Origin of the sequence: Streptomyces katrae (genome assembly GCF_000717655.1) — a bacterium.
In the GTDB taxonomy this organism is placed as follows: Bacteria; Actinomycetota; Actinomycetes; order Streptomycetales; family Streptomycetaceae; genus Streptomyces; species Streptomyces katrae_B.
Window position 1 is genome coordinate 18,536 of record NZ_JNZY01000008.1, and the last position, 21,536, is coordinate 40,071.

General features: G+C 70.3%; 14 protein-coding genes. 6 read left to right on the plus strand and 8 right to left on the minus strand.

Annotated features, from left to right (window positions below):
• The first annotated feature begins 54 nt into the window (after window positions 1-54).
• Window positions 55-645 carry a beta-galactosidase domain 4-containing protein gene (locus IF09_RS46905; RefSeq protein ID WP_030294646.1) on the plus strand — a complete coding sequence of 197 codons (591 nt, stop codon included), beginning with the start codon at window positions 55-57 and terminating at the stop codon, window positions 643-645.
• 71 nt (window positions 646-716) lie between these two features.
• On the opposite strand, the gene IF09_RS0111690 is transcribed toward IF09_RS46905, so the two are convergent.
• Together IF09_RS0111690 and araD are read right to left on the minus strand one after the other, a co-directional pair.
• Window positions 717-3,188: a glycoside hydrolase family 9 protein gene (locus IF09_RS0111690; RefSeq protein ID WP_030294647.1), complete on the minus strand. Its 2,472-nt coding sequence runs from the start codon at window positions 3,186-3,188 to the stop codon at window positions 717-719.
• Between the two features lie 513 nt (window positions 3,189-3,701).
• Window positions 3,702-4,439, minus strand: coding sequence for an L-ribulose-5-phosphate 4-epimerase AraD (araD, locus tag IF09_RS0111695; protein ID WP_030294649.1), 738 nt, complete (start codon window positions 4,437-4,439; stop codon window positions 3,702-3,704).
• 319 nt (window positions 4,440-4,758) lie between these two features.
• Here araD and IF09_RS0111700 point away from each other — a divergent pair, with 319 nt between their 5' ends.
• Window positions 4,759-5,835 (plus strand): LacI family DNA-binding transcriptional regulator, encoded by a 1,077-nt coding sequence (locus tag IF09_RS0111700; protein WP_418953038.1) that lies wholly within the window; start codon window positions 4,759-4,761, stop codon window positions 5,833-5,835.
• A 379-nt stretch (window positions 5,836-6,214) separates the two neighbouring features.
• Here IF09_RS0111700 and IF09_RS0111705 read toward each other — a convergent pair whose 3' ends face one another.
• The 5 genes from IF09_RS0111705 to IF09_RS0111725 all read right to left on the minus strand — a co-directional run bounded on the left by IF09_RS0111705 (window position 6,215) and on the right by IF09_RS0111725 (window position 12,231).
• Window positions 6,215-7,339 carry an aldose epimerase family protein gene (locus tag IF09_RS0111705; RefSeq protein ID WP_078613195.1) on the minus strand — a complete coding sequence of 375 codons (1,125 nt, stop codon included), beginning with the start codon at window positions 7,337-7,339 and terminating at the stop codon, window positions 6,215-6,217.
• 107 nt (window positions 7,340-7,446) lie between these two features.
• Window positions 7,447-8,469 (minus strand): galactofuranose ABC transporter, permease protein YjfF, encoded by a 1,023-nt coding sequence (yjfF, locus tag IF09_RS0111710; protein WP_030294656.1) that lies wholly within the window; start codon window positions 8,467-8,469, stop codon window positions 7,447-7,449.
• Complete coding sequence (locus tag IF09_RS0111715; RefSeq protein WP_030294659.1) at window positions 8,466-9,566, minus strand: ABC transporter permease; 1,101 nt, start codon at window positions 9,564-9,566, stop codon at window positions 8,466-8,468. The genes yjfF and IF09_RS0111715 overlap by 4 nt, the downstream gene beginning before the upstream one ends.
• Window positions 9,563-11,128, minus strand: a complete 1,566-nt coding sequence (locus tag IF09_RS0111720) for a sugar ABC transporter ATP-binding protein (RefSeq protein WP_030294661.1) — start codon at window positions 11,126-11,128, stop codon at window positions 9,563-9,565. The genes IF09_RS0111715 and IF09_RS0111720 overlap by 4 nt, the downstream gene beginning before the upstream one ends.
• A gap of 92 nt (window positions 11,129-11,220) precedes the next feature.
• Window positions 11,221-12,231, minus strand: a complete 1,011-nt coding sequence (locus IF09_RS0111725; protein WP_030294663.1) for an ABC transporter substrate-binding protein — start codon at window positions 12,229-12,231, stop codon at window positions 11,221-11,223.
• A 369-nt stretch (window positions 12,232-12,600) separates the two neighbouring features.
• Between IF09_RS0111725 and araB the strand changes: the two genes are divergently transcribed.
• Both araB and araA read left to right on the plus strand, forming a co-directional pair.
• On the plus strand, window positions 12,601-14,295 hold the full coding sequence (gene araB, locus IF09_RS0111730) for a ribulokinase (protein ID WP_030294665.1): 1,695 nt from the start codon (window positions 12,601-12,603) through the stop codon (window positions 14,293-14,295).
• A gap of 85 nt (window positions 14,296-14,380) precedes the next feature.
• Window positions 14,381-15,892, plus strand: coding sequence for an L-arabinose isomerase (araA, locus tag IF09_RS0111735; protein WP_030294667.1), 1,512 nt, complete (start codon window positions 14,381-14,383; stop codon window positions 15,890-15,892).
• 202 nt (window positions 15,893-16,094) lie between these two features.
• On the opposite strand, the gene IF09_RS0111740 is transcribed toward araA, so the two are convergent.
• Window positions 16,095-19,019: a glycoside hydrolase family 48 protein gene (locus IF09_RS0111740; protein ID WP_051832345.1), complete on the minus strand. Its 2,925-nt coding sequence runs from the start codon at window positions 19,017-19,019 to the stop codon at window positions 16,095-16,097.
• Between the two features lie 265 nt (window positions 19,020-19,284).
• Here IF09_RS0111740 and IF09_RS0111745 point away from each other — a divergent pair, with 265 nt between their 5' ends.
• Window positions 19,285-19,470 (plus strand): hypothetical protein, encoded by a 186-nt coding sequence (locus IF09_RS0111745; RefSeq protein WP_030294671.1) that lies wholly within the window; start codon window positions 19,285-19,287, stop codon window positions 19,468-19,470.
• 238 nt (window positions 19,471-19,708) lie between these two features.
• Entirely contained in the window at window positions 19,709-21,457 is a 1,749-nt protein-coding gene (locus tag IF09_RS0111750) for a glycoside hydrolase family 6 protein (protein WP_030294674.1), read from the plus strand.
• The last annotated feature ends 79 nt before the right edge of the window (window positions 21,458-21,536 follow it).

Below are 21,536 nucleotides of genomic sequence, written 5' to 3' on the forward strand. Positions count from 1 at the left end.
TACGGCTGCGACTTCGGCGAGGACCTGCACGACGGCAACTTCAGCTGCGACCGCTTGGTCTTCCCCGACCGCACTCCCTCGCCCGGCCTCCTCGAGTACGCGAAGGTGATCGCCCCCGTCCGAATCGGCCCCGGCCCGGAGCCGGACACCCTCACGGTGGAGAACCGCTACGAGGTGCTGGACCTGTCCCATCTGCGGTCGGTTCACCTGGTCGCTGGCCCGCGAAGGGGTCGGGCTGGCCCCGGCGTGCTGCCCACCCCGGAGCTCGCGGCAGGAGAGCACGGCCGACTGCCGCTGCCCCGGCCGGACCCTCCCCCAGCTACCGCCGGGGGGTGCACCCGGGGCGGGACCGCCGACTGGGCCCCCCGAGGTCACGTGGTCGCCTGGGGACAGCTCCGGCGCTCCGCGACGGGCCGTCGCCCGCCGATCGGCCCGCCGGGCCCTGCCCGCAGCGAGGGCGAGCACATTCTGCTCGGCGCCGGCCGCCTCGACGGGACCACCGGAGCCCTGCTCTGCATCGGCGAACTTCCCTCCGCGGACGGCCTCGGCACCGCCGCCGTGGGACCCGGTGTCCTGCCTCAGTACCGGCTCGCATTCGCGCCGGAGGACTGCGCGTTCTTCCTGACTCCCCTGCAGCGGAGCTGAGCCCACCGAGCGGCCCCCACGCGCTCCGCCCGCCGCACCTGGTCGGCGGGCGGGCAGGGCGTGGTGATCGTTCAGGAGCAGAGTGCACCGTTGAGCGTGTAGCGCGCCGGGAACGCGTTGGTACCCGAATACGTTGCCTGGAAGCCGAAACTCACGCTGCCGCCGGGCGCCAGTGTGCCGTTCCACCCGGCGTCCCGGGCGGTGACCGTGCTGCTCGACTGGCTCACCGTGGCGTTCCATGCGTTGCTGATCCGCTGATCACCCGCGAAGCTCCAGCCGAGGGTCCACCCGGAAATCGCCGAGGTTCCGGTGTTCCTCACGGTCACCGTCGCCGTGAAGCCGTTGCCCCAGGCGTTGTCGATCCGGTACGCCACCGTGCAGGAGGCCGCCGACACATCGTCGTCCGCCTCCGTCGCCGTGAACGTCGCCGGCTGCACGCCGGTACCACCGACCGTGAAGCTCGCGCTACCCGACAACGTATCGGCATCCTGGGCGGCGACGACTGAAACCGGTTGCGCCGTCGCCCAGTTGGCGGGGGTGAACACCAGGGTCGCCGCTGCCGAAAGGTCCTGGTCGCCGGAGCTACGGGCCACCGTCACCGTGACGTTCTGCGCGGGCGCGGCCGACAACCGCACGCCCACCGGCGCCGAACCGCCCTCCGGGACCGTCACCAACGCCGGTGACACCTGGACCACGGGCACCGCCGGGGCGCTGCGCCGCTCGGCCGCGAAAGCCGCCAGCCAGGCCAGCGAGGCGTTCCAGTTGATGGCCACCTCGTTGGTGGAGTACGAGCCGATGTCGTCCACGTAGCACGCCGCCGGTGCGCAGCCCGCGAGCTTCTCCTTGGCCACCGGATCCTCCAGCCCCGCGTTCGGCCCGCCCGCGAAGGAACCGGCCGGTGGGTGCGGCAGCGAGGCGTCGTTCTGGTGCGCCCAGAACCGGTGGTGCTGGTTCTCGGAGTAGCGTTCGCCGTAGCCGGTGACGTAGGAGAGATCGAGCGCGTTGCGGCCGAGCAGGTAGTCCAGGGACTCCAGCGCTCCGGCCCGGTAGCGTTGTTGCCCGGTGAGCTCGTATGCGACGGCCAGCACCATCGCGTTGTTGGTGACGGAGCTGTTGGAGCCCCACGCGTATCCGCCGGCGGGGAGTGACACCGCGTAGCCCTGTCCGGCCATGGTGGACAGGTGACCATCGGCGGCCGCGGTCAGCAGGCCGCGCAGCCGGGCCAGGTCGTCGGCGGGCAGGGCCACGCCGGGGACGGTGGCGAGGGTGATCCGGCCGAGCGTCGCGGTCCCGCCCCACCAGAACCCGTCGACGGGCTTGGTGTGGTGCGGAGAGGAAGTGACGGCGTCCCGGAACTGTGACTCTCCGGTGGTGGCCAGAAGTTCCGCCGCCGCCCAGTAGAACTCGTCGGAGACGTCGGCGTCCTCGTACGCACCGCCGCCGGTGTTGTCGGTCGCCGGGGCGAGCACGTTCGGGTTGGCCTTGGCAGCCGTCCAGGCGCGGCGGGCGGCGTCCAGACAGCGCGCGGCGAACGCGTCGTCGTACGTCGCGTACACCCGGGCACACTGCGCGCCCGAGGCCGCCAGGTTCAGCGTCGAGGCGGTCGACGGCTTGTGCAACTCACGCTGTTCGGCGTCGAGTTCGGGCCGGGTCGGCAGAGCGGTCCACTTGGCGTCGTGCATCTTGTGGAAGGCCATCCCGGCCATCGGCTTCCCGGCCGGGACCTGCATCCGCAGCAGGAACTCCAGCTCCCAGCGGGCCTCGTCCAGCACGTCCGGCGTCCCGTTGCCGCGCTCCGGCACCCGCAGCGTCGCGTCGCCGAGCGCCGCGTCGCCGCCCGAACGGCGCGCCCGCTCGAAGGAGTTGACCATCTCCCAGACGGAGATGCCGCCGTTGACCACGTACTTGCCGTGGTCGCCCGCGTCGTACCAGCCGCCGCGCACGTCCAGTTGGTAGTCGCACCCCCCGGCCTGGCAGGGGACACTGCTGTCGCCCTTGTTCGGGGCGACGCCCAGGTGCCCGGCGGGGCGGGCGTAGGCACTGCCGCCCGCCAGGGCTGCGTCGATCGCAATACCGCTGCGCTGCTGGTAGAAGAACGACATGCTGTCGGCGCGCAGTCCGTCGTACAGCGCTGCCGAAATGTCGAACGGGTGGCTGCTCTGGCCGCCGACGGCCAGGGTGTAGCCGGTGCCGGTGCCGGTGTACGCGCCGAAGTCCACCAGGTGGGTGGACTGGCCGGACGCCTGGTCGGCACCGCGCACCGTGGTGGTGCCCGAGGCGGCCACCGTGCCGGAGGCGTCCCGCAGCTGCCAGGTGAGCGGGGCGGTCGCGGAGCTGGCCACGGTGGCCCGCTTGGGGCCGTCGGGCAGGTAGCCGAGCTGGTTGACCCGGACGGGTGTGTCGGCAGAGGCGGCCACGGTGGCGGCGGCCGCGACCGGAACGGTCAGGGCGGTCGTGGACAGGCCGCCGACGGCGAACGCGAAGCCGGCGAGCACGGCGGCCGCGCGACGTGGCACGCCGCGGGCGGAGGTGACAGGAGGCACGGGTGGAGCCTTCCTTGGTGGGTGGGGGGCAAAAGTGGGAGCGCTCCCAATGAAGCCAGCCGCCGGACGGGCCCGTCAAGGCTCTTGGTCGTACAGGTAGTTGACCTCCCCTTTCATCCGAGAACAGGCCGACTACCCCGACAGCTTCGGCGGACGGAGAAGGTGGCGCGAAATCGACGAGCGGCGGCGGCGCCGGCCCCCGACGGAGACGCGCACACCCCAGCCCCGAGCCTCGCCCACCCGTCCGCCGGGATCGAAGTCGAGCGCGGCCGGACCGAACCGACCGCCTGACGCCTCCCTCCCCCCACTGGCGCCGCGGGCCACCGGCGGGCTGCCCCAGGGCACGGCCGCTGGAGCGCAGGCCGTCCGTGGCGGCCGGCAGCATTCCTCCCGGTCGATCCGGTCAAGCACGCGAACCGCGCCGCTGGATGCGGGCCAAGATCCCGCTGCCCTCCGAGCCGCGACGGTCAGACGGCCCGGCCGGATCAGGCGTCGCCGAGATGCTGCGCGGCCTCAGACGCCCTGGGCGTGAGGAACGTTGCCGTAGTAGGCGTCCGGTCCGTGCTTACGGGTGAAGTGCCGCTCCAGCAGATGCCTCGGAGGTTCGGAGGTGTGCCCGAGGCGGGACCCCAGCGCCAGCGTGTGCAGCGCCATCTCCGCCACGGCCTCGCAGACGATGGCGTTCTCCAGCGCAGCCTTCGCGGTGGGGCCCCAGGTGAAGGGGCCGTGTCGTGAGACGAGCGCCCCGGGGACCTCGTCGGCCCGGCGTGGGCAGCCTTCGAGCCGGGCAACGATCACCTGTCCGGTGTTGTACTCGTAGTCCTGCGCGCACTGCTCGGCGGTGAGATCCGCCGTCACGGGGACGGGCCCGTTGAAGGTGTCGGCGTGTGTCGTGCCGAGCACGGGGATCGGGCGGCGCGCCTGGGAGAAGGCGACGGCGTGCACCGAGTGCGTGTGGGTGACGCCGCCGATGGAGGGGAAGGCCCGGTAGAGGCACCGATGGGTTTCGGTGTCGGTGGACGGCCTGAGGTGCCCGTCGACGACCCGCCCGTCCTCCAGCGCCACCGTCACCAGGTCCTCCTCGGTGAGGTCGGCGTAGGAGACCCCCGACGGCTTGATGACGAAGACGCCGGCGTCTCGGTCGACTCCGCTGACGTTTCCCCAGGTGAGGGTGGCCAGACCGGCCTCCGGAATGCGCAGGTTGGCCGCGAAGACCTCGCGGCGGAGGTCCTTGAGGTTGGTCTTGCTCACTGCATTCTCACCGTCTCTCCGACATGCGCGGCGGTTTCTCGGGACCGGCCTCCGGCAGGCCCCGCAGCGTCGCGCACGAGTGGGCTGGACTGATCGGGGGCCGCGCTGGGCACGTGACTGCGGGAGCACTCCCACCCCGTCGAATTGTGAGCGCTAACAAGCGGAAATCTCAAGAGCGGTGAGAAGATTCCTGCCGCCAACATGCTGTCATCGCTGCATAATGTGAACGCCAACATCAATCCACCGTCGACGATCTCCGGATCGGTCCGGGATGTGTGCGGGCCGCGGCTGGTTCGGTACCTTGAGGGAAGGCCGCTCGATGAGGAAAGGAAGAGAGTTGACCCAGCTCCCAGACGTCTCCCGAGCGCCCACGATGACGGACGTCGCGCGCGTCGCCGGCGTGTCCCATCAGACCGTTTCACGGGTGCTCAGCGACCACCCGAACGTCAGCGCCAAGACCCGGGCCGCGGTGACCCAGGTCATCGAGCAGCTGGGGTACCGCCGTAACTCGGCAGCCCGGGCTCTGGCCACTCGCCGGACCCACACGCTGGGCGTCATCGCGGTGAACACCACCCTGCACGGGCCTGCCAGCACCGTGGCGGGGGTCCAAGAGGCGGCTCGGGACCGCGGCTACCTGACGTCCGCCGTCACGCTTCGGACCGCCACGCAGACGGCCCTCGCCGAAGCCATGCAGCACCTGGCCGGGTGGGGCGTGGAGGGGATCGTCGCCGTCACTCCGCAACGCGACGCGGTGAAGGCCCTGGCGGCATTGGAAGCACCGTGCCCGGTCGTTACCGTGGAAGGCGGCCACACCCTGGACCTGCCAGGGGTGTCGCTGGACCAGAACCTCGGCGCCCGCATGATCACGGAACATCTTCTCGCGTCGGGCCACACCACCGTGTGGCATGTCGCAGGCCCTCCCGACTGGCTCGAGAGCGAGGCCCGCACGCAGGGGTGGGAGGACGCGCTACGAGAGGCCGGGGCCGAGGTGCCACCCCTGCTGCGCGGTGACTGGAGTCCGCTGTCGGGATACCAGGCCGGCCAGCAGCTCGCGGGGCGGGTCCGGGCGTCGCAAGGGCGGGGAGCGGGCCTCACCGCGGTGTTCGTCGCCAACGACCAGATGGCCCTCGGTGTCCTGCGGGCCTTGCGGGAAGCGGGCTTGCGCACGCCGGAGGACGTGGCGGTCGCCGGCTTCGACGACATCCCCGAGGCGGAGTTCTTCCCGCCCCCGCTGACGACGATCCGTCAGGACTTCGCCTCGATCGGCCGCGACAGCATCGGGCTGCTCCTGGACCACATCGAAGGCCGGACTGACGAGGTGACGCACCTGGTGGTGGCGCCCGAGCTCATCGTGCGCGCCAGTACGGCCCGCAGGAGCCCTCCTTCGGGGCAATGACCCCCACCCGCCCGGGGACCGCCCCCTTCCCAGGGGGAACCGGCCCCAGAGGTCCTGGCACTTCGGACCGAGACCCTGCCGCAGGGGCTGAAGCCGCCGTCTGGTGCCCCTGCGACGTCTCTCCGCGCAGACAAGCGGGCGCGCGGCCGAGGCGCGGGCATCACCGAGGCGCCGACATCCAGAGGCTTACGCCGAGGGAGAGCGCCCCGCAGTGCGGCGACCCGGGCAAACGTGCGACCGGCGAGCCACCGACGGCGTCGGCCGGTCCGGGGCCCGCGTGCTCCGGGAAGGGCGAAGGGGCCGGCGGAGGAGATCTTCGCGGCTCTTGATGAGCAGGCGACGACCGTACCGACCGCGGATACGGCCGACGCCGCCCCTCTCAGGCAGTGACCGTGGTGAAGCTGTGGATCGTGGTGGACCGGTACAGCTCACCCGTGCGCAGGAGCACCGTCGGGTACTCGGGGCGGTTCGGGGAGTCCGGGAAGTGCTGCGTTTCCAGCGCGACCCCCGCGTAAGCGTGGTACGGCCTGCCTCCCTTGCCCGTGATGTCACCGGTCAGACCTTGGGCCGTGTAGACCTGGATGCCCGGTTCCGTGGTGAGCACGTCCATGCGGCGGCCGGATGCGGGGGCGTACAACACGGCGGCCTTCCGAGGACGGGCTCGCCGGGCGCCGTCGAGGACCCAGTTGTGGTCGAAACCGCCGCCGGCGAGGGCCAGTTGCGCATCCGTATGGGTCAGGACGTCGGAGAGCCGCCGGGTCCGGCGAAGGTCGAACGGGGTGTCGCTGACCGGGCGGTGGGGGCCGTCGGGGATCAGCTCGGCGTCGACGGGGGTGTAGAGGGGGGCCGCAACCTGGAGATGGTGGGCCAGGACGTTGCCCCGCCCCTCTCCTTCGAGGTTCCAGTAGGCGTGGTTGGTGAGGTTGACGATCGTCGGCGCGTCGGCGACCGCCTGGTACGACAGGGCCAGGTTGTCGTCGCGGTCCAGGGTGTAGGTGACGCGGACGTTCAGGGCACCGGGGAACCCCTGATCGCCGTCCGGGCTGTGCAGGAACAGGCGCACGCCGGTGCGGTGCGCGGAGTGGAAGGGTTCGCACCGCCACACGCGCTGGTCGAACCCGTCGGGACCGCCGTGCAGCGTGTGCCCGGTCTCCTGGGTGGCGAGCCGGTGCGTGACGCCGTCGACGACGAGCCGGCCGCCCGCGATGCGGTTGGCGTAACGGCCCACCGTCGCACCGAAGTAGCGTGCGGAGCCCTCGCAGGCGTCGGGGCCGCGGGCGCCGAGCACCACATCGGCAGTGCGGCCCCAGCGGTCCGGCAGGATCAGGGAATGGAGGCGGGCGCCGCGCGTGTGGACCTCCGCGCGGGCCCGGCCGGGGAAGCCGAACCGCCACCTCTCCCCCGTTCCCTCATCGGCCAGGCGCAGGGGACGGCCCGTCCTCGGTCCGGCGGCAGTCTGCCTGGGCTCAGCGGCCCGGGCGGCAGATTCGTGTAGCTGTTCCATGACGGTGGTCCCTGGAAGTCGGTCCATCGGAGGGCATGCCGGGGAAGCAAGGTGTGATCGCGGCACTCGAACGCTGGGGCAGGGGCTGATGGCAGAGCAGCGGGGAGTCAGTCGGCGGCGGGGCGGCGGCCGCTCATCAGACGTTGCAGCACGATGAACACGAGCAGCAGGGCGCCGATGACGATCCGGGTCCACCAGGAGCTGAGCGTTCCCTGGAAGTTGACGACCGTCTGGATCATGCCAAGGACGAGCACGCCGAGGGCGCTGCCCAGGACGAAGCCGGAACCGCCGGTCAGCAGCGTGCCGCCGATCACGGTGGCGGCGATCGCGTCGAGTTCCATGCCCATCGCGTGGAGGGCGTATCCGGAGAGCATGTAGAAGGTCAGCAGCAGGCCGCCGAGTGCGGAGCACAGGCCGCTGACGGCGTAGACGGCGATCTTGGTGGAGCCCACCGGAAGACCCATCAGGCGTGCGGAGGACTCGTTGCCGCCCAGCGCGTACACGTTGCGGCCGAAGCGCGTGTGGTGCAGTACGACGAAGGCGATCACCAGCACGGACAGGGCGATGACCACCGGGATCGAGACGAACAGTCCCCCCGGGCCGTACAGTCGGGTCTGCGCGATTCCCGCCGTGGCGGGGTCGCTGATCGTGATGGATTCGGTGCTGATCGTGTAGCAGAGCCCGCGGGCGAGGAACATGCCGGCCAGGGTGACGATGAACGGCTGGATCTCGAAGGTGTGGATGATCCAGCCCATGAGCGCCCCGCTCGCGGCGCCGACCAGCAGGACCAGTGGAATGACGGTGGCCAGCGGCCAGCCGTGCGATTCGACCAGCCAGGCGGTGAGCATCGTCGACAGGGCCACCATGGAGCCGACGGACAGATCGATGCCGCCGGTGAGGATGACGAAGGTCGCCCCGACCGCGACGACCAGAAGGAATCCGTTGTCGATCAGCAGGTTCAGCACGACTTGCGCGGAGAGGAAGCCCTCGTAGCGCACCGATCCGACGCTGAACATGACGGCCAGCAGGACGGCCGTGACGATCAGTGGGATACGGGTGCGGGTGCGCGGGGACACGGTCGCGAAGGGGCGGGTGAGTTGCGCGGCGGCGCTCGCGATGCCGGTACTCATGCGCGTACCTCCTGCTGCTGCGGGGCGGCGCCCGCCGTGGTGTGGGATCGGGGAGTGGTCGTCCTGCGACGGCGCAGGACCTTGGCCCGGAAGACCGGGGACTGCACGAGGCAGACGACGATGACCACGAAGGCCTTGAAGACGAGAGTGGTCTCCGGTGGGACGCCGAGGGTGTAGACGGTGGTGGACAGGGTCTGGATGGTCAGGGCTCCAAGGACGGTGCCGCCGAGGGAGAAGCGTCCTCCGGTCAGGGCGGTGCCGCCGACGACGACGGCGAGGATCGCGTCGAGTTCGATCCACAGGCCGGCGTTGTTGCCGTCGGCGCTGGAGACGTTGGAACTGATCATGAGCCCGGCCATGGCGGCGCACAGCGCGCTGAAGACGTAGACCAGGACGAGCAGACCGCCGGCGCGGATGCCGACCAGGCGGCTGGCGGCGGGGTTGCCGCCCACGGACTCGATCAGCATGCCGAGTGCGCTGCGACGGGTGATGAAGGCGGTGAGCGCGACGAGGGCGGCTGCCAGGAGGACGGCGAACGGGAAGGTCAGCCAGTAGCCGCCGCCGATCATCTTGTAGGGGGCGCTGGTCACCGTGATGATCTGGCCGCCGGTGATCAGCTGGGCGATGCCGCGGCCCGCGACCATGAGGATCAAGGTGGCCACAATGGGCTGCACCCCCAGCCCGGACACCAGGAAGCCGTTGGCGAGGCCCAGCACGAGGGCGACGCCGAGTGCGAGAGCGACGGCCGTGAGCATGGTGGCGGCGCTGCCGGGATGTGCGGCGGAGGAGATGTGCCCACAGGCGAGGGCAGCGGCGATGGCGACGGTGGAACCCACCGAGAGGTCGATGCCGCGGGTGGCGATGACGAGGGTCATGCCGAGCGCCACCAGGATGAGGGGGGCGCCGAACTGGAGGATGTCGATGAGGCTGCCGTAGAGGTGGCCGTCGCGTACGCGGACGGAGAAGAAGTCGTGGTGGAACGCGAGGTTGCCGAAGAGCAGGGCGAACAGGATGAGCGTGGGCCACAGCAGGCGGTGGCCGGCCAGTCGTCTCCCGACTCTGCCGACCGCCCGGGACTTGGCAGGCTGGGAGGTCATGAGGCCGCTCCGGTGGCGATGGTCGTGAGGATGCGTTCGGGCGTGACGCTGTCGTCGTTCGTGAGGGTGGCCACCATGCGGTGGTCCCGGAGCACGGCGATGTGGTGGCTCAGGCGCAGGACCTCTTCGAGTTCCGCCGAGATGAACAGCACGGCGGTGCCTTCGCCCGCCAGGCGTGCGACGAGTTTCTGGATCTCCGCCTTGGCCCCGATGTCTATGCCCCGGGTGGGTTCGTCGAGGATCAGCAGCCGGGGCGCGGTCAGCAGCCACCGCGCGAGGAGGACCTTCTGCTGGTTGCCTCCGCTGAGGTGGCGTACCTGCGCTTCGGGGTCGGCGGGACGGATGTCCAGGGCTTCGATCCAGTGCCGTGCCAGCTCGTCCTGTTTCGCTCGGGCCAGCGGCCTGCTCCAGCCGCGGGCGGCCTGCAGGGCGAGGATGACGTTCTCGCGGACCGTGAGCTCGCCCACCAGTCCCTCGGACTTGCGGTTCTCGGAGCAGAAGGCGATGCCCCGGGCGATGGCATGGCGGGGAGTGCGCAGGAGGACCTTCCTGCCCTCGATGCTGATCTCTCCGGCGTCCGCGGCGTCCGCGCCGAACAGAAGGCGCGCGGCTTCGGTACGGCCCGAGCCCAGGAGGCCGGCCAGTCCGATGACCTCGCCGGCATGGATGTCGAGGTCGTACGGTTCGATCGAGCCCGTGCGGGTCAGTTGGCGTGCCCGCAGGAACGGCTCGGGGGTCGCCCGTTCTGCCGCTTCCCCGTGGGCACGGTCGGACAGCTGGTCGAGGGTGGCCAGTTCTCCGCCGATCATGCGCTGTACCAGCGTCACCGGAGTGAGCTCGCCGATGGGGTACTCGCCTTCCAGGCGGCCGTTGCGCAGGATGGTGACGCGATCGCACAGATCGAATACCTGGTCGAGGAAGTGCGTCACGAACAGGATGGCCACACCGCGGTCCCGCAGGCGCCGCACCAGGGTGAAGAGCTGGGCGACCTCCTCGCGGTCCAGGCTGGAGGTGGGTTCGTCCAGCACGAGCACCTTCGCCGAGACGTCCACCGCCCGGACGATGGCGACCAGTTGCTGCACCGCCAGGGAGTGCGAACCGAGCAGACTGTTGACGTCCAGGTCGAGGTCCAGTTCCGTCAACAGCTCTGCCGCCCGCTGCCGCATCGCGGACCAGTGGATGAGACCGAACCGGCGCGGTTCGCGCCCGATGAGGATGTTCTCGGCGACCGAGATGTTCGGGCAGAGGTTGACCTCCTGGTAGACGGTGCTGATTCCGGCCTGCTGCGCCTGGAGGGGGTCTGCGAACGCGTGGGGCCGGCCGTCGACGAGGAGGGTTCCGCCGTCGGCGGGGTGGACACCGGTGAGCACCTTGATCAAGGTGGACTTCCCGGCGCCGTTCTCGCCCATCAGGGCGTGCACCTCACCGGGGAAGAGCCGCAGGGCGACTCCGTCGAGGGCGAGCACGCCCGGGAACTGCTTGCGGATGCCCTGGGCTTCCAGGACCGGCCGCGGCCGCGGGCCGCCGGCGTCCGTGGACCGCAGGGTGGACGGGGATGCCATCCGCCCTCCTCTCATGGGTGGGGGGTGGAGCGGCTCCGGACGGTGAAGGAGGCGCCGGGGCCGGCCCTCCTCCCGCACCGGAACGTGCTGTTTCAGTAGTTCCGGGACGGCAGCGCGGCCGCGGCCTTGTCCTGCGGGAAGACACCCTCCTCGGTCTCGACACGAGTCGGTACGCTCTCCCCTGCCGCGACCTTCTTGGTCAGCTCCATCAGCTGGTCACCGAGCAGGGGGTTGCACTCCACCACGACGTTGATCTTGCCCTCGGTCATCGCGACGAAGGCGTCCTTGATTCCGTCCACCGAGATCACCTTGATGTCCGTCCCGGGCTTCTTGCCGGACTCCTCGATGGCCTGGATGGCGCCGAGGGCCATGTCGTCGTTGTGGGCGTAGAGCACGTCGATGTCCTTCTGCGACTTGAGGAATGCCTGCATGACTTCCTTGCCCTTGGCGCGGGTGAAGTCGCCCGTCTGCGATGCCACGATCTTGAACTTGCCGTCGGCGCGGATGACATCGGCGAAGCCGGCCTTGCGGTCGTTGGCGGGCGCGGAGCCGGTGGTGCCCTGGAGCTCGACGATGTTGACCGGGCCCTGCTCGTTCGCGTACGCGCTGGTCAGCCACTCGCCCGCGGACTTGCCTTCCTTGACGAAGTCCGAGCCCAGGAAGGTCTTGTAGAGGGAGGTGTCCTTGGTGTCCACGGCGCGGTCGGTGAGGATGACCGGGATGCCCGCGTCCTTGGCTTCCTTCAGCACCGTGTCCCAGCCGGACTCCACGACCGGCGAGAAGGCGATGACGTCGACCTTCTGCTGGATGAAGTTGCGGATCGCCTTGATCTGGTTCTCCTGCTTCTGCTGCGCGTCGGAGAACTTGAGGGTGATCCCGGCCTTCTTCGCCGCCTCCTGGACGGACTTGGTGTTGGCGGTGCGCCAACCGCTCTCGGCGCCGACCTGGGCGAAGCCGAGCGTGATCGTCCCGCCGGAGCCCTTCTTGGCTCCAGAGGTGGAACCGGAGGAGGAGCCGGCGGAGGGCCCCTCGGTCGAGCATGCGGTCAGCGCCGAAGAGGCGAGGAGGGCGGCGGCGAGGACGAGAGCTGCTCTGCGAGCCATGTCGACTGTCCTTTCAGGGTGTACGGAAGAGGCGCCGCACGGCGGGAGGCCGGGCTTGACCCGATAGGGGCCGAAGGGGAACCCCCTGGGCGCTGTCGCATTGTGAGCGCTAACAAGCCGCGTTCTCAACCCCCTTGCGCGCGTTACCTGTCCGTTATCGCGCCGAGCGCGACCACGAGACGGCCCTCCGGTGGATCCGGAGGCCGTTGCGCCGAGGGGGCTCACATACGCACCACGTCCACCTCTTGCCTATCGACATTGTTAGCGCTCACACTACGGAGGACCGCCCGCCCGACCGCCCGGATCGCGGGCGGCCACTGTGTCCGCCGGGCCGTCTGCCGCCCTACGGCTCCTTCGAAAGGCACTGCGTTGACGTCACCCCATCCCCTCGCGCCCACCCCGACTTCCGAGGAAGCGGAGCAGTACACGGTCGGCGTCGACTTCGGCACGCTGTCGGGCCGCGCCGTGGTGGTGCGGGTTCGCGACGGTCAGGAGCTGGCCGCGGCGGTCCACCCGTACCGGCACGGCGTCATCGACCGGCAGCTGCCGCACGGCGGTGCGCCGCTGCCACCGGACTGGGCCCTGCAACACCCCGAGGACTGGCGGGACGTACTGCGTCGTGCCGTCCCGGAGGCCGTGGCGGCGGCCGGGATCGAACCGGCCGCGGTGATCGGCATCGCCACCGACTTCACCGCGTGCACCGTCCTGCCCACGCTGGCCGACGGGACTCCCCTCTCAGAGACGGAGCTCGCCGAACGGCCTCACGCGTGGCCCAAACTGTGGAAGCACCACGCGGCCCAGTCGCATGCCGACCGCATCAACGAACTCGCCCATGCCCGCGGGGAGAAATGGATCACCCGCTACGGCGGCCGGATCTCCGCCGAGTGGCAGTTCGCCAAGGCCCTCCAGGTCCTGGAGGAGGATCCGCTCGTCTACGAAGCCTGCGCGCGGTGGATCGAGGCCGCCGACTGGATCGTGTGGCAGCTGACCGGAACCGAGTCCCGCAACGCCTGCACCGCGGGATACAAGGGAATCCACCAGGACGGCGCCTACCCGGGCGAGGAGTACCTGGCCGCGCTGAACCCCCGGTTCGCCGACTTCGCCCGTACCCGCCTGGAATTCCCCCTCGCCGCGCTGGGCTCACGCGTGGGCTCGCTCAGTACCGAGGCAGCAGGCTGGACAGGACTGCGTCCCGGCATCGCCGTGGCCGCGGGCAACGTCGACGCCCATGTCACCGCAGCGGCGGCCCAGGCCGTCGAGGACGGTCAACTGCTCGCCATCATGGGGACCTCCACCTGCCACGTCGTGAACGCCCCCGTCCTCGCCGACGTCCCCGGCATCTGCGGTGTCGTGGGCGGTGGGATCGTCGAGGGAACCTACGGCTACGAGGCCGGCCAGAGCGCGGTCGGCGACATCTTCGCCTGGGTACTGGAGCAGGGCGTCCCGTCGGACTACCTCGCCGAGGCCGCCGACCGCGGCGAGGACCTGCACACCCTGCTGACCCGGAAAGCCGCCCGACAGCCGGTCGGCGGACACGGACTGGTCGCCCTCGACTGGCTGAACGGCAACCGTTCGGTCCTCGTCGACCACCACCTGTCCGGGGTCATCGTGGGTCTCACCCTCGCAACCCGCCCCGAGGACGTCTACCGCGCGCTGCTCGAAGCCACCGCGTTCGGCACCCGCGTCATCGTGGAGGCCCTGGAGGCAGGCGGCGTACCGGTCCGCGAGTTCATCGTCGCCGGCGGACTGGCCAAGAACGAACTGCTGATGCAGATCTACTCCGACGTGCTGCGCCGCCCCGTCTCCCTGGCCGCGTCCGATCAGGGCCCCGCCCTCGGGTCGGCCATCCACGCCGCCGTGGCCGCCGGCGCGCACAGCGACGTACGAACGGCCACCGCCGCCATGGGCCGCCGACGGCCCGCCGTCTACACACCCGACGCCTCCCGGGCCGACGCCTACGACGCACTCTTCGCCGAGTACCGGCTCCTGCACGACCACTTCGCCGCCGGCGGCCTGCTGCACCGCCTGAGGAGCATCCGCGACACGGCCCGCACCGCGGGCTGACCCCGCCCCGCTGTTCGTTCCCGCTTCCCCCACTCTCCCGCCGCGCCTCACCACCGTTGCGGGACGTCACCCTTCAGGAGTCCATGTGTCCAGCCGAACGTCCCCCGCCCAGGAAATCTGGTTCCTCACCGGCAGCCAAGGCCTGTACGGGGAGGAGACGCTGAAGCAGGTCGCCGAACAGTCGCGGCAGATCGCCGCCGCCCTGGCCGACGCGTCCGGCATTCCCGCGCACGTGGCGTGGAAGCCGGTACTGACCGGCGCCGACGCCATCCGCCGGGTGTGCCTCGAGGCGAACGCCGACGACCGGTGCATCGGGCTCATCGCCTGGATGCACACCTTCTCGCCGGCCAAGATGTGGATCGCCGGACTGGACGCGCTGCGCAAGCCGTTGCTGCACCTCCACACCCAGTCGAACGTAGCCCTGCCCTGGGACACCATCGACATGGACTTCATGAACCTCAACCAAGCCGCTCACGGGGACCGCGAGTTCGGGCACATCCAGGCCCGACTCGGCGTACCCCGCAAGACCGTGGCCGGCCACGTCACCGATCCGGTCACGATCGCGCGCGTCGCGATCTGGGCGCGGGCGGCCGCCGCACGATCCGAACTGGCCACCCTCAAGGTCGCCCGCTTCGGCGACAACATGCGCGACGTGGCCGTCACCGAGGGCGACAAGGTCGAAGCCCAGCTGCGCTTCGGCGTCTCCGTCAACACCTACGGCGTCAACGACCTGGTGGAGGTCGTCGACGGCGCGGACGAGACCGAGGTGGCTTCCCTCGTCAAGGAGTACGAAGACCTGTACCAGCTGGCGCCGGAACTGCGACCGGGAGGCGAACGGCACGACGCGCTGCGGTACGCGGCCCGCATCGAAGCCGGCCTGCGAACCTTCCTGGAAACGGGCGGCTTCGGGGCCTTCACCACCAACTTCGAGGACCTAGGCGGACTGCGCCAGCTACCCGGCCTCGCCGTCCAGCGGCTCATGGCCCAGGGGCACGGCTTCGGAGGAGAGGGCGACTGGAAGACCGCAGTCCTGCTGCGCGCCCTCAAGGTGGCCGCCACCGGCCTTCCGGGCGGCACTTCCTTCATGGAGGACTACACCTACGACCTGACACCCGGCAACGAGCTCATCCTCGGCGCGCACATGCTGGAAGTCTGCCCCACCATCGCGGCAGCCCGGCCCAGCTGCGAGATCCACCCCCTCGGCATCGGCGGGCGGGAAGACCCGGTGCGCCTGGTGTTCGACGCCGCCCCCGGCCCGGCCGTGGTGGCCGGCCTCGCCGACCTCGGCGACCGCTTCCGCCTGATCGCCAACGACATCGACGTGGTGGCACCCCCCTGCCCGCTGCCCGCCCTGCCCGTTGCCCGCGCCGTCTGGCGGCCCCACCCCGACCTGCGAACCTCCACCGAGTCCTGGCTGACGGCCGGAGGACCGCACCACACCGTCCTCAGCACCGCCCTCACCTCCGACCACCTCGACGACCTGGCGGAAATGCTCCGTCTGGAACTCGCCCTCATCGACGACACCACGACCCCGAAGCAGTTCCGGCGCGATCTCCGCTGGAACCAGGCGTACTACCGGCTGGCGCAGGGGCTGTGAAGCGGGCGGACCCCCGGGCCAGGTGATGGGGGGAGTGCTCCCGCAGACCTGGCCACGCCGCCGCGCACGGCACGGTGGCCGACGGGACACGGCCCGTAGCAGGCGCATGGCGCCAGGGAGAGAATGCGTGGAGGCCGGGCAGGTCCTCGCGGGCTGCCCGGCCTCGTCGTACGCGCAGCCGTCTGCGGGGCGGGGCGGGCTGTTATTCGAGCAGCTCCGCGTACGAGCCCATGGCCAGGGCGATGTCCGCCTGGGCCCAGAACCGGTGGTACGTGAAGACGGGCGCGGCGCCGCCCGCGAGGTAGGCCTCGATCTTCGGCCAGGCCGGGTCGTTCTTGTAGAAGCTGCGGATCGAGGCGAAGGTGGACGAGGAGTTCACCGCGTCGCCGTTCGGCATCTTCCCGGTCCACGTGCTGGGCACGTACACCGGCTCGTTGAAGCGGTTGTAGTCGGTCCGGGTCTCCTGGACGGCGATGCCCAGCGGGTCCTGGTGGTGGGCCCACATGCCGTCGAGGAGCGCCTTCGCGACCCGCTTGGCCTCGGCGTGCCCGGACTTGGCCGCGTAGTAGGTCAGCGTCTTGGCGTAGGAGGCGGCCACGCCCACGTCGTCGGTGTAGTCGGCGACGGTCACGTGCAGGCCCGCGTTGGCGCCGGGACTCGAGGCGTTCCAGGTGTCGGGGGCGCCGGACCACTGGAGGGTGGAGGGGATGCGGTAGGTGCCGTCGGGGTTGATCGTGGTCTTCGACAGGGCCCAGGCGACCCACTTGTCGAGCACGGTCTTGGCGGCCGCGTCGCCCGTCTGCCGGTAGTACTCGGCGACCCGTTCCATGGACCAGGCCTGGAAGCCGAACCACTGGTTGGACGCCGGGTCGTGGTAGACCGGCTTCTCGTCGTAGAAGAGGCCGTGGAAGGACGGGGTCCCGGCGGGGGGCTGCGCGTACCGCCCCTGCCAGCTGTTGGTGGCGCCGCCCGCGATGGCGCCCTCGTCGGACTGGAGCCAGCGGTAGAACTCCAGCTGCCGGTCGAGGCTGGTCGCCCAGTCCGCCGCCCCGGTCGAGGACTTGGGCTTCAGCGGCGCGTATTCGCTGAGTGCGTAGGCGGCGAGCGGGTTCTGGTAGCCGCCGTGGGCGTGGCTGGAGCCGATCCGCCAGGACCAGCCGGCCGAAGTGTCGGTGGCGCCGCCCCAGGCGTAGTACCAGGACATCAGGTAGTGCGCGCTGTCCTTGCCGGTGCCGGCGGGGCAGACGGTCGGGCCGACGCAGTTCCCGGCCTTCTTGAAGTACTTGTCGAACAGGGAGTACCGCAGGTAGTCGCCCATCTTGGCCGCCTTGGAGACGGTCGCGGTGACCTGGGTCCCCTTGCCCTGTTCCTTGGCCCAGATGTCGGCCCAGTACGCGGCCTGGATGGCACGAGCGTCCGCGTCCGGGGCATCGGTGAACTTCCACTGCTTGGCGTAGGAGGCGTCCCCGGTGAAGAGGTCGAGGTAGCCGTTCTTGCCGCCGTAGGTGAAGTTGTCGCAGGTGGGGTGCGGAACGGTCTCCCAGACCGATTCCTGGGGCCCGCGCTGGAAGGTGTTGATGTACGACGGTCCGGTCGCGGTGGGTCCGGCGGAGCACTTTCCGGGCTCGTTGCCGTAGCCGTACACGTTGTCGACGTCCTGGAGCCAGTGCATGCCGTAGATGTCGTCGGTGCCGTACGCGCTCTTCAGCTCGCCGGCGATCGGGTCCGCGCCGGCGGCGACTCCCCCGTCGAGCTTGGCCGGGTACTGCGAGGGAAGGTCGTGCTCGGGGGCGTAGGTGGCGGGCTTGGAGGCGTTGTACGAGCCGGTCGTCGGCTGGTCGGCATGGGTGGGGATCATGAACTTCTCCATGGTCTCCCACGCGCCGTTGAACTTGGTCCAGTCCCCGGTGATCTTCCCGTACATCGCCTGGAGCCAGATCAGATAGCTGTACGCCTCCGAGGTCGCCTCGTGCCCGTGGTCCGGGGCCTCCACGATCAGCGTCTCGACGGAGTGGTACGGGATGCCCTCGGGCGAGAAGTAGCCGTTGGCCGGGTTGGTGATCTTCCCGTGGAGGTCGAGGAAGCGGGCATCGTACGTGGAGTCGGCGGCCAGCTGGGCGACCGTCACCTCGGCTTTGGCGTGGCCGGGGGCGGTCGCGGTGAAGACGGCGGAGCCGCTCCCGGTGGTCCCGGCGGTGACCGTCACCTTCTGCGCGGTGTTCCAGTTCGCCGGGGTGAAGGTGAGCTCGGAAGGCGTTGCGGCGAGGTCGGTGTTGCCCGAGGCGCGGGCCACGCTCACCGTGACGTTTGCGGCCGGCTGCTTGGAGAGCTTCAGGTCGAAGGTGCCCGTCTCCCCGCGGCGTACGGAGAGCTGTGCGGGGGTGGCGACGAGCGCCGGGCCGGCGGCGACGGTGATGCCGACGGGGGCCGACTCGGCGGAGGCGCCGAGGCTGTCGTAGGCCTTGGCGTAGAGGGAGTGGGAACCGGCGGCGAGACCGGCGGCGGCGAAGGTGAAGGGCGCGGTGGTGTCCGTGCCGAGGAGGGTGGTGCCGCTGTAGAACTCGACCTTCCCGATGGTGGCGCCGTCGGCGGCCGCGGCGGTGGCGGCGAGCGGGACGGGGGTGCCCGCCGTGTAGACGGCGCCCGCGGTGGGGCTGGTCAGGACGGCGACCGGGGGCTGGTGGGCCCCGGTGCACAAGGTGCCGTTGACGGCGAAGGAGGTCGGGGCGGCGTTGGTCCCGCTGTAGCCGAACTGGGCGCCGGCGGTGACGGCCGCGCCGGCGGCGACGGTCTTGTTCCAGTCCGAGGCCGTGACGCTGACCGTCTTGCCGGACTGGGACCAGGTGCCGTTCCAGCCGTTGGTGAGCTGCTGGTTGCCCTTGTAGTCGTAGGTCAGGGTCCAACCGTCGAGCGCGGTGGCGGACCGGTTGGTGAGAGTGAGCTCGGCGGTGAAGCCCGAACCCCAGTCGTTGGTCTTGTAGTCGACGCTGCACTGCACCGCCGCGGCCGCGGCACTGCCGGCGCCGACGGCCGTGAGGCCCAGGGGAAGGCAGAGGGAGAAGGCCGCGGCAGACGCGATCAGCAGCCTGCTTCGTCCGTGAAGTCCGGGTGGGGGATGTGCCGACATGCCGGTGGTTCTCCTCGCGGCTCGGGGAGACGGGTAAGGGCAGAAACGATTGCGCACAAATCTCTGAACCAGTGGGAGCGCTCCCACTGTGCAGACGCGGCGCGGCGGCGTCAAGACGCGTGAAGAGTCGAAAGCATTCCGCGAGAAATTCGCTCAACTCCTCTTCTACTTGGCGCCAGTTGGCGCTACGGTCTGGCCCCACCAGTGGGAGCGGTTCCATTAGTCGGCGCGGCGCCAGGGCGCACCTTGCTGCAAGGACTCGCTCATGGACATCCCCGCGTCTTTCGGCGCAGTTCGGCGGAGCAGCGCGGACCTTGCGCGACGGCGGTACCTGCCGGCATCGCACCACGAGGTCGCCGGCATGCAGGACCTGGTGGTGGCCGTGCATGCGACCGGGGCCCGCAGTTTCCTGCCGGTTCCCGGGATCGCCCACAACGACCCGAGCCAGTGACTCACCCCTGCCCCCCTCGGTCGCGGACCGGGTCCACCGGTCGCGGACGAGATCGGCGAGCACACCTGCGGACACGCGTTCACCGACCGCGCCACGGCCCGGTTCCGACGACCGCAGCCATCCGTACGACGGCACGCTCCCCGCACAACGCCACACACCCAGATTCGGCACATTCATCGCATTCGGCACCGGGCTGCGCGACCGCCTGCGCACCCTGAACGGAAAGGCACCCCACGAAATGAGCCGCACCATTCCCCGCACCGCCCTCTTGGCGGCCCTCAGTCTCGTCACGGCCGCCGGCGCCACCGCCACCGCCTTCGGTACCGCGGCCGGCGCCGCCACCGCCGGCTGCAAGGTCGAGTACCAGATCTCGAACCAGTGGAACACTGGATTCGGGGCCAACGTGATCGTGACCAACACCGGTGACCCGGTCGCCTCCTGGACCCTGGAGTGGTCCTACGCGAACGGCCAGCAGGTCACCCAGGGCTGGAACGCCACCATCACCCAGTCCGGGGCCGCGGTAACCGCGAAGAGCGTGTCCTACAACGGGTCGCTGGCCACCGGCGGTTCGACGTCCTTCGGGTTCAACGGTTCGCACAACGGCACGAACGCCGTGCCCACGACGTTCAAGCTCAACGGCGTCACCTGCAACGGCGCCACCGACCCGACCCAGCCCCCCACCACACCCCCGACGACACCGCCCACGACGCCGCCCACCACGCCTCCGCCCACGGGCGGCAAGGCCGACAACCCCTACGCCGGCGCCAAGGTGTACGTGAACCCCGAGTGGTCCGCCCATGCCGCCGCCGAACCGGGCGGTACCAGGGTGTCCAACCAGCCCACCGCCGTCTGGCTGGACCGCATCGCCCTCGTCACCGGCACGAGCGGCACGATGGGTCTGCGCGACCACCTCAACGCGGCCCTGACACAGAAGGGCAGCGGCGAACTCGTCGTCCAGCTGGTGATCTACAACCTGCCCGGACGGGACTGCTCCGCGCTCGCCTCCAACGGCGAACTGGGCCCGACCGAGATCGACAAGTACAAGACGCAGTACATCGACCCGATCGCCGCGATCCTCGCCGACCCGAAGTACGCGGGGCTGCGGATCGTCACCACCGTCGAGATCGACTCCCTGCCGAACCTGGTCACCAACGTCTCCGGCCGGCCCACCGCCACCGCCAACTGCGACGTGATGAAGACCAACGGCAACTACGTCAAGGGCGTCGGCTACGCGCTGAACAAGCTCGGCTCGATCGCCAACGTCTACAACTACGTGGACGCCGGCCACCACGGCTGGCTCGGCTGGGACGACAACTTCGGCGCCTCCGCCGAGATGTTCAAGCAGGCCGCGACCGCCGAGGGCTCCACGCTCTCCCACGTGCACGGCTTCATCGTCAACACCGCCAACTACAGCGCGCTGAAGGAGGACAACTTCAAGATCGACGACTCCGTCAACGGCACCTCCGTGCGCCAGTCGAAGTGGGTCGACTGGAACCGCTACACCGACGAACTGTCCTACGCCCAAGCCATGCGCACCAAGCTGGTCTCCCTGGGCTTCGACGCCGGCATCGGCATGCTCATCGACACCTCCCGCAACGGCTGGGGCGGCACCGCCCGGCCCACCGGACCCGGTGCGCTGACGAGCGTCGACACGTACGTCAACGGCGGCCGCTACGACCGGCGCATCCACCTCGGCAACTGGTGCAACCAGTCCGGCGCCGGCCTCGGCGAACGACCGCAAGCGGCCCCGGCCGCCGGCATCGACGCCTACGTGTGGATCAAGCCCCCGGGCGAGTCCGACGGGGCCAGCAAGGAGATCCCGAACGACGAGGGCAAGGGATTCGACCGGATGTGCGACCTCACCTACACGGGCAACGTACGCAACGGCAACAGCATGTCGGGAGCCCTCCCGAACGCACCGCTGGCCGGACAGTGGTTCTCCGCCCAGTTCCAGGAGCTCATGAAGAACGCCTACCCGGCACTGTGACACGCCGCCGGTGAACGGCCCGGAGCCGTACGGAACCGTCTGGATTCCGTACGGCTCCGGGCCGTACCGCATTCAGGGT

What these genes read in the sequence shown, in the direction of transcription:
- IF09_RS0111700 (WP_418953038.1), top strand. Translation starts at nt 4,759, where the DNA reads ATGAGGAAAGGAAGAGAGTTGACCCAGCTCCCAGACGTCTCCCGAGCG.
- IF09_RS0111740 (WP_051832345.1), bottom strand. Translation starts at nt 19,019, where the DNA reads ATGTCGGCACATCCCCCACCCGGACTTCACGGACGAAGCAGGCTGCTG.
- IF09_RS0111745 (WP_030294671.1), top strand. Translation starts at nt 19,285, where the DNA reads ATGGACATCCCCGCGTCTTTCGGCGCAGTTCGGCGGAGCAGCGCGGAC.
- IF09_RS0111715 (WP_030294659.1), bottom strand. Translation starts at nt 9,566, where the DNA reads ATGACCTCCCAGCCTGCCAAGTCCCGGGCGGTCGGCAGAGTCGGGAGA.
- IF09_RS0111705 (WP_078613195.1), bottom strand. Translation starts at nt 7,339, where the DNA reads ATGGAACAGCTACACGAATCTGCCGCCCGGGCCGCTGAGCCCAGGCAG.
- IF09_RS0111725 (WP_030294663.1), bottom strand. Translation starts at nt 12,231, where the DNA reads ATGGCTCGCAGAGCAGCTCTCGTCCTCGCCGCCGCCCTCCTCGCCTCT.
- yjfF (WP_030294656.1), bottom strand. Translation starts at nt 8,469, where the DNA reads ATGAGTACCGGCATCGCGAGCGCCGCCGCGCAACTCACCCGCCCCTTC.
- IF09_RS0111720 (WP_030294661.1), bottom strand. Translation starts at nt 11,128, where the DNA reads ATGGCATCCCCGTCCACCCTGCGGTCCACGGACGCCGGCGGCCCGCGG.
- IF09_RS0111750 (WP_030294674.1), top strand. Translation starts at nt 19,709, where the DNA reads ATGAGCCGCACCATTCCCCGCACCGCCCTCTTGGCGGCCCTCAGTCTC.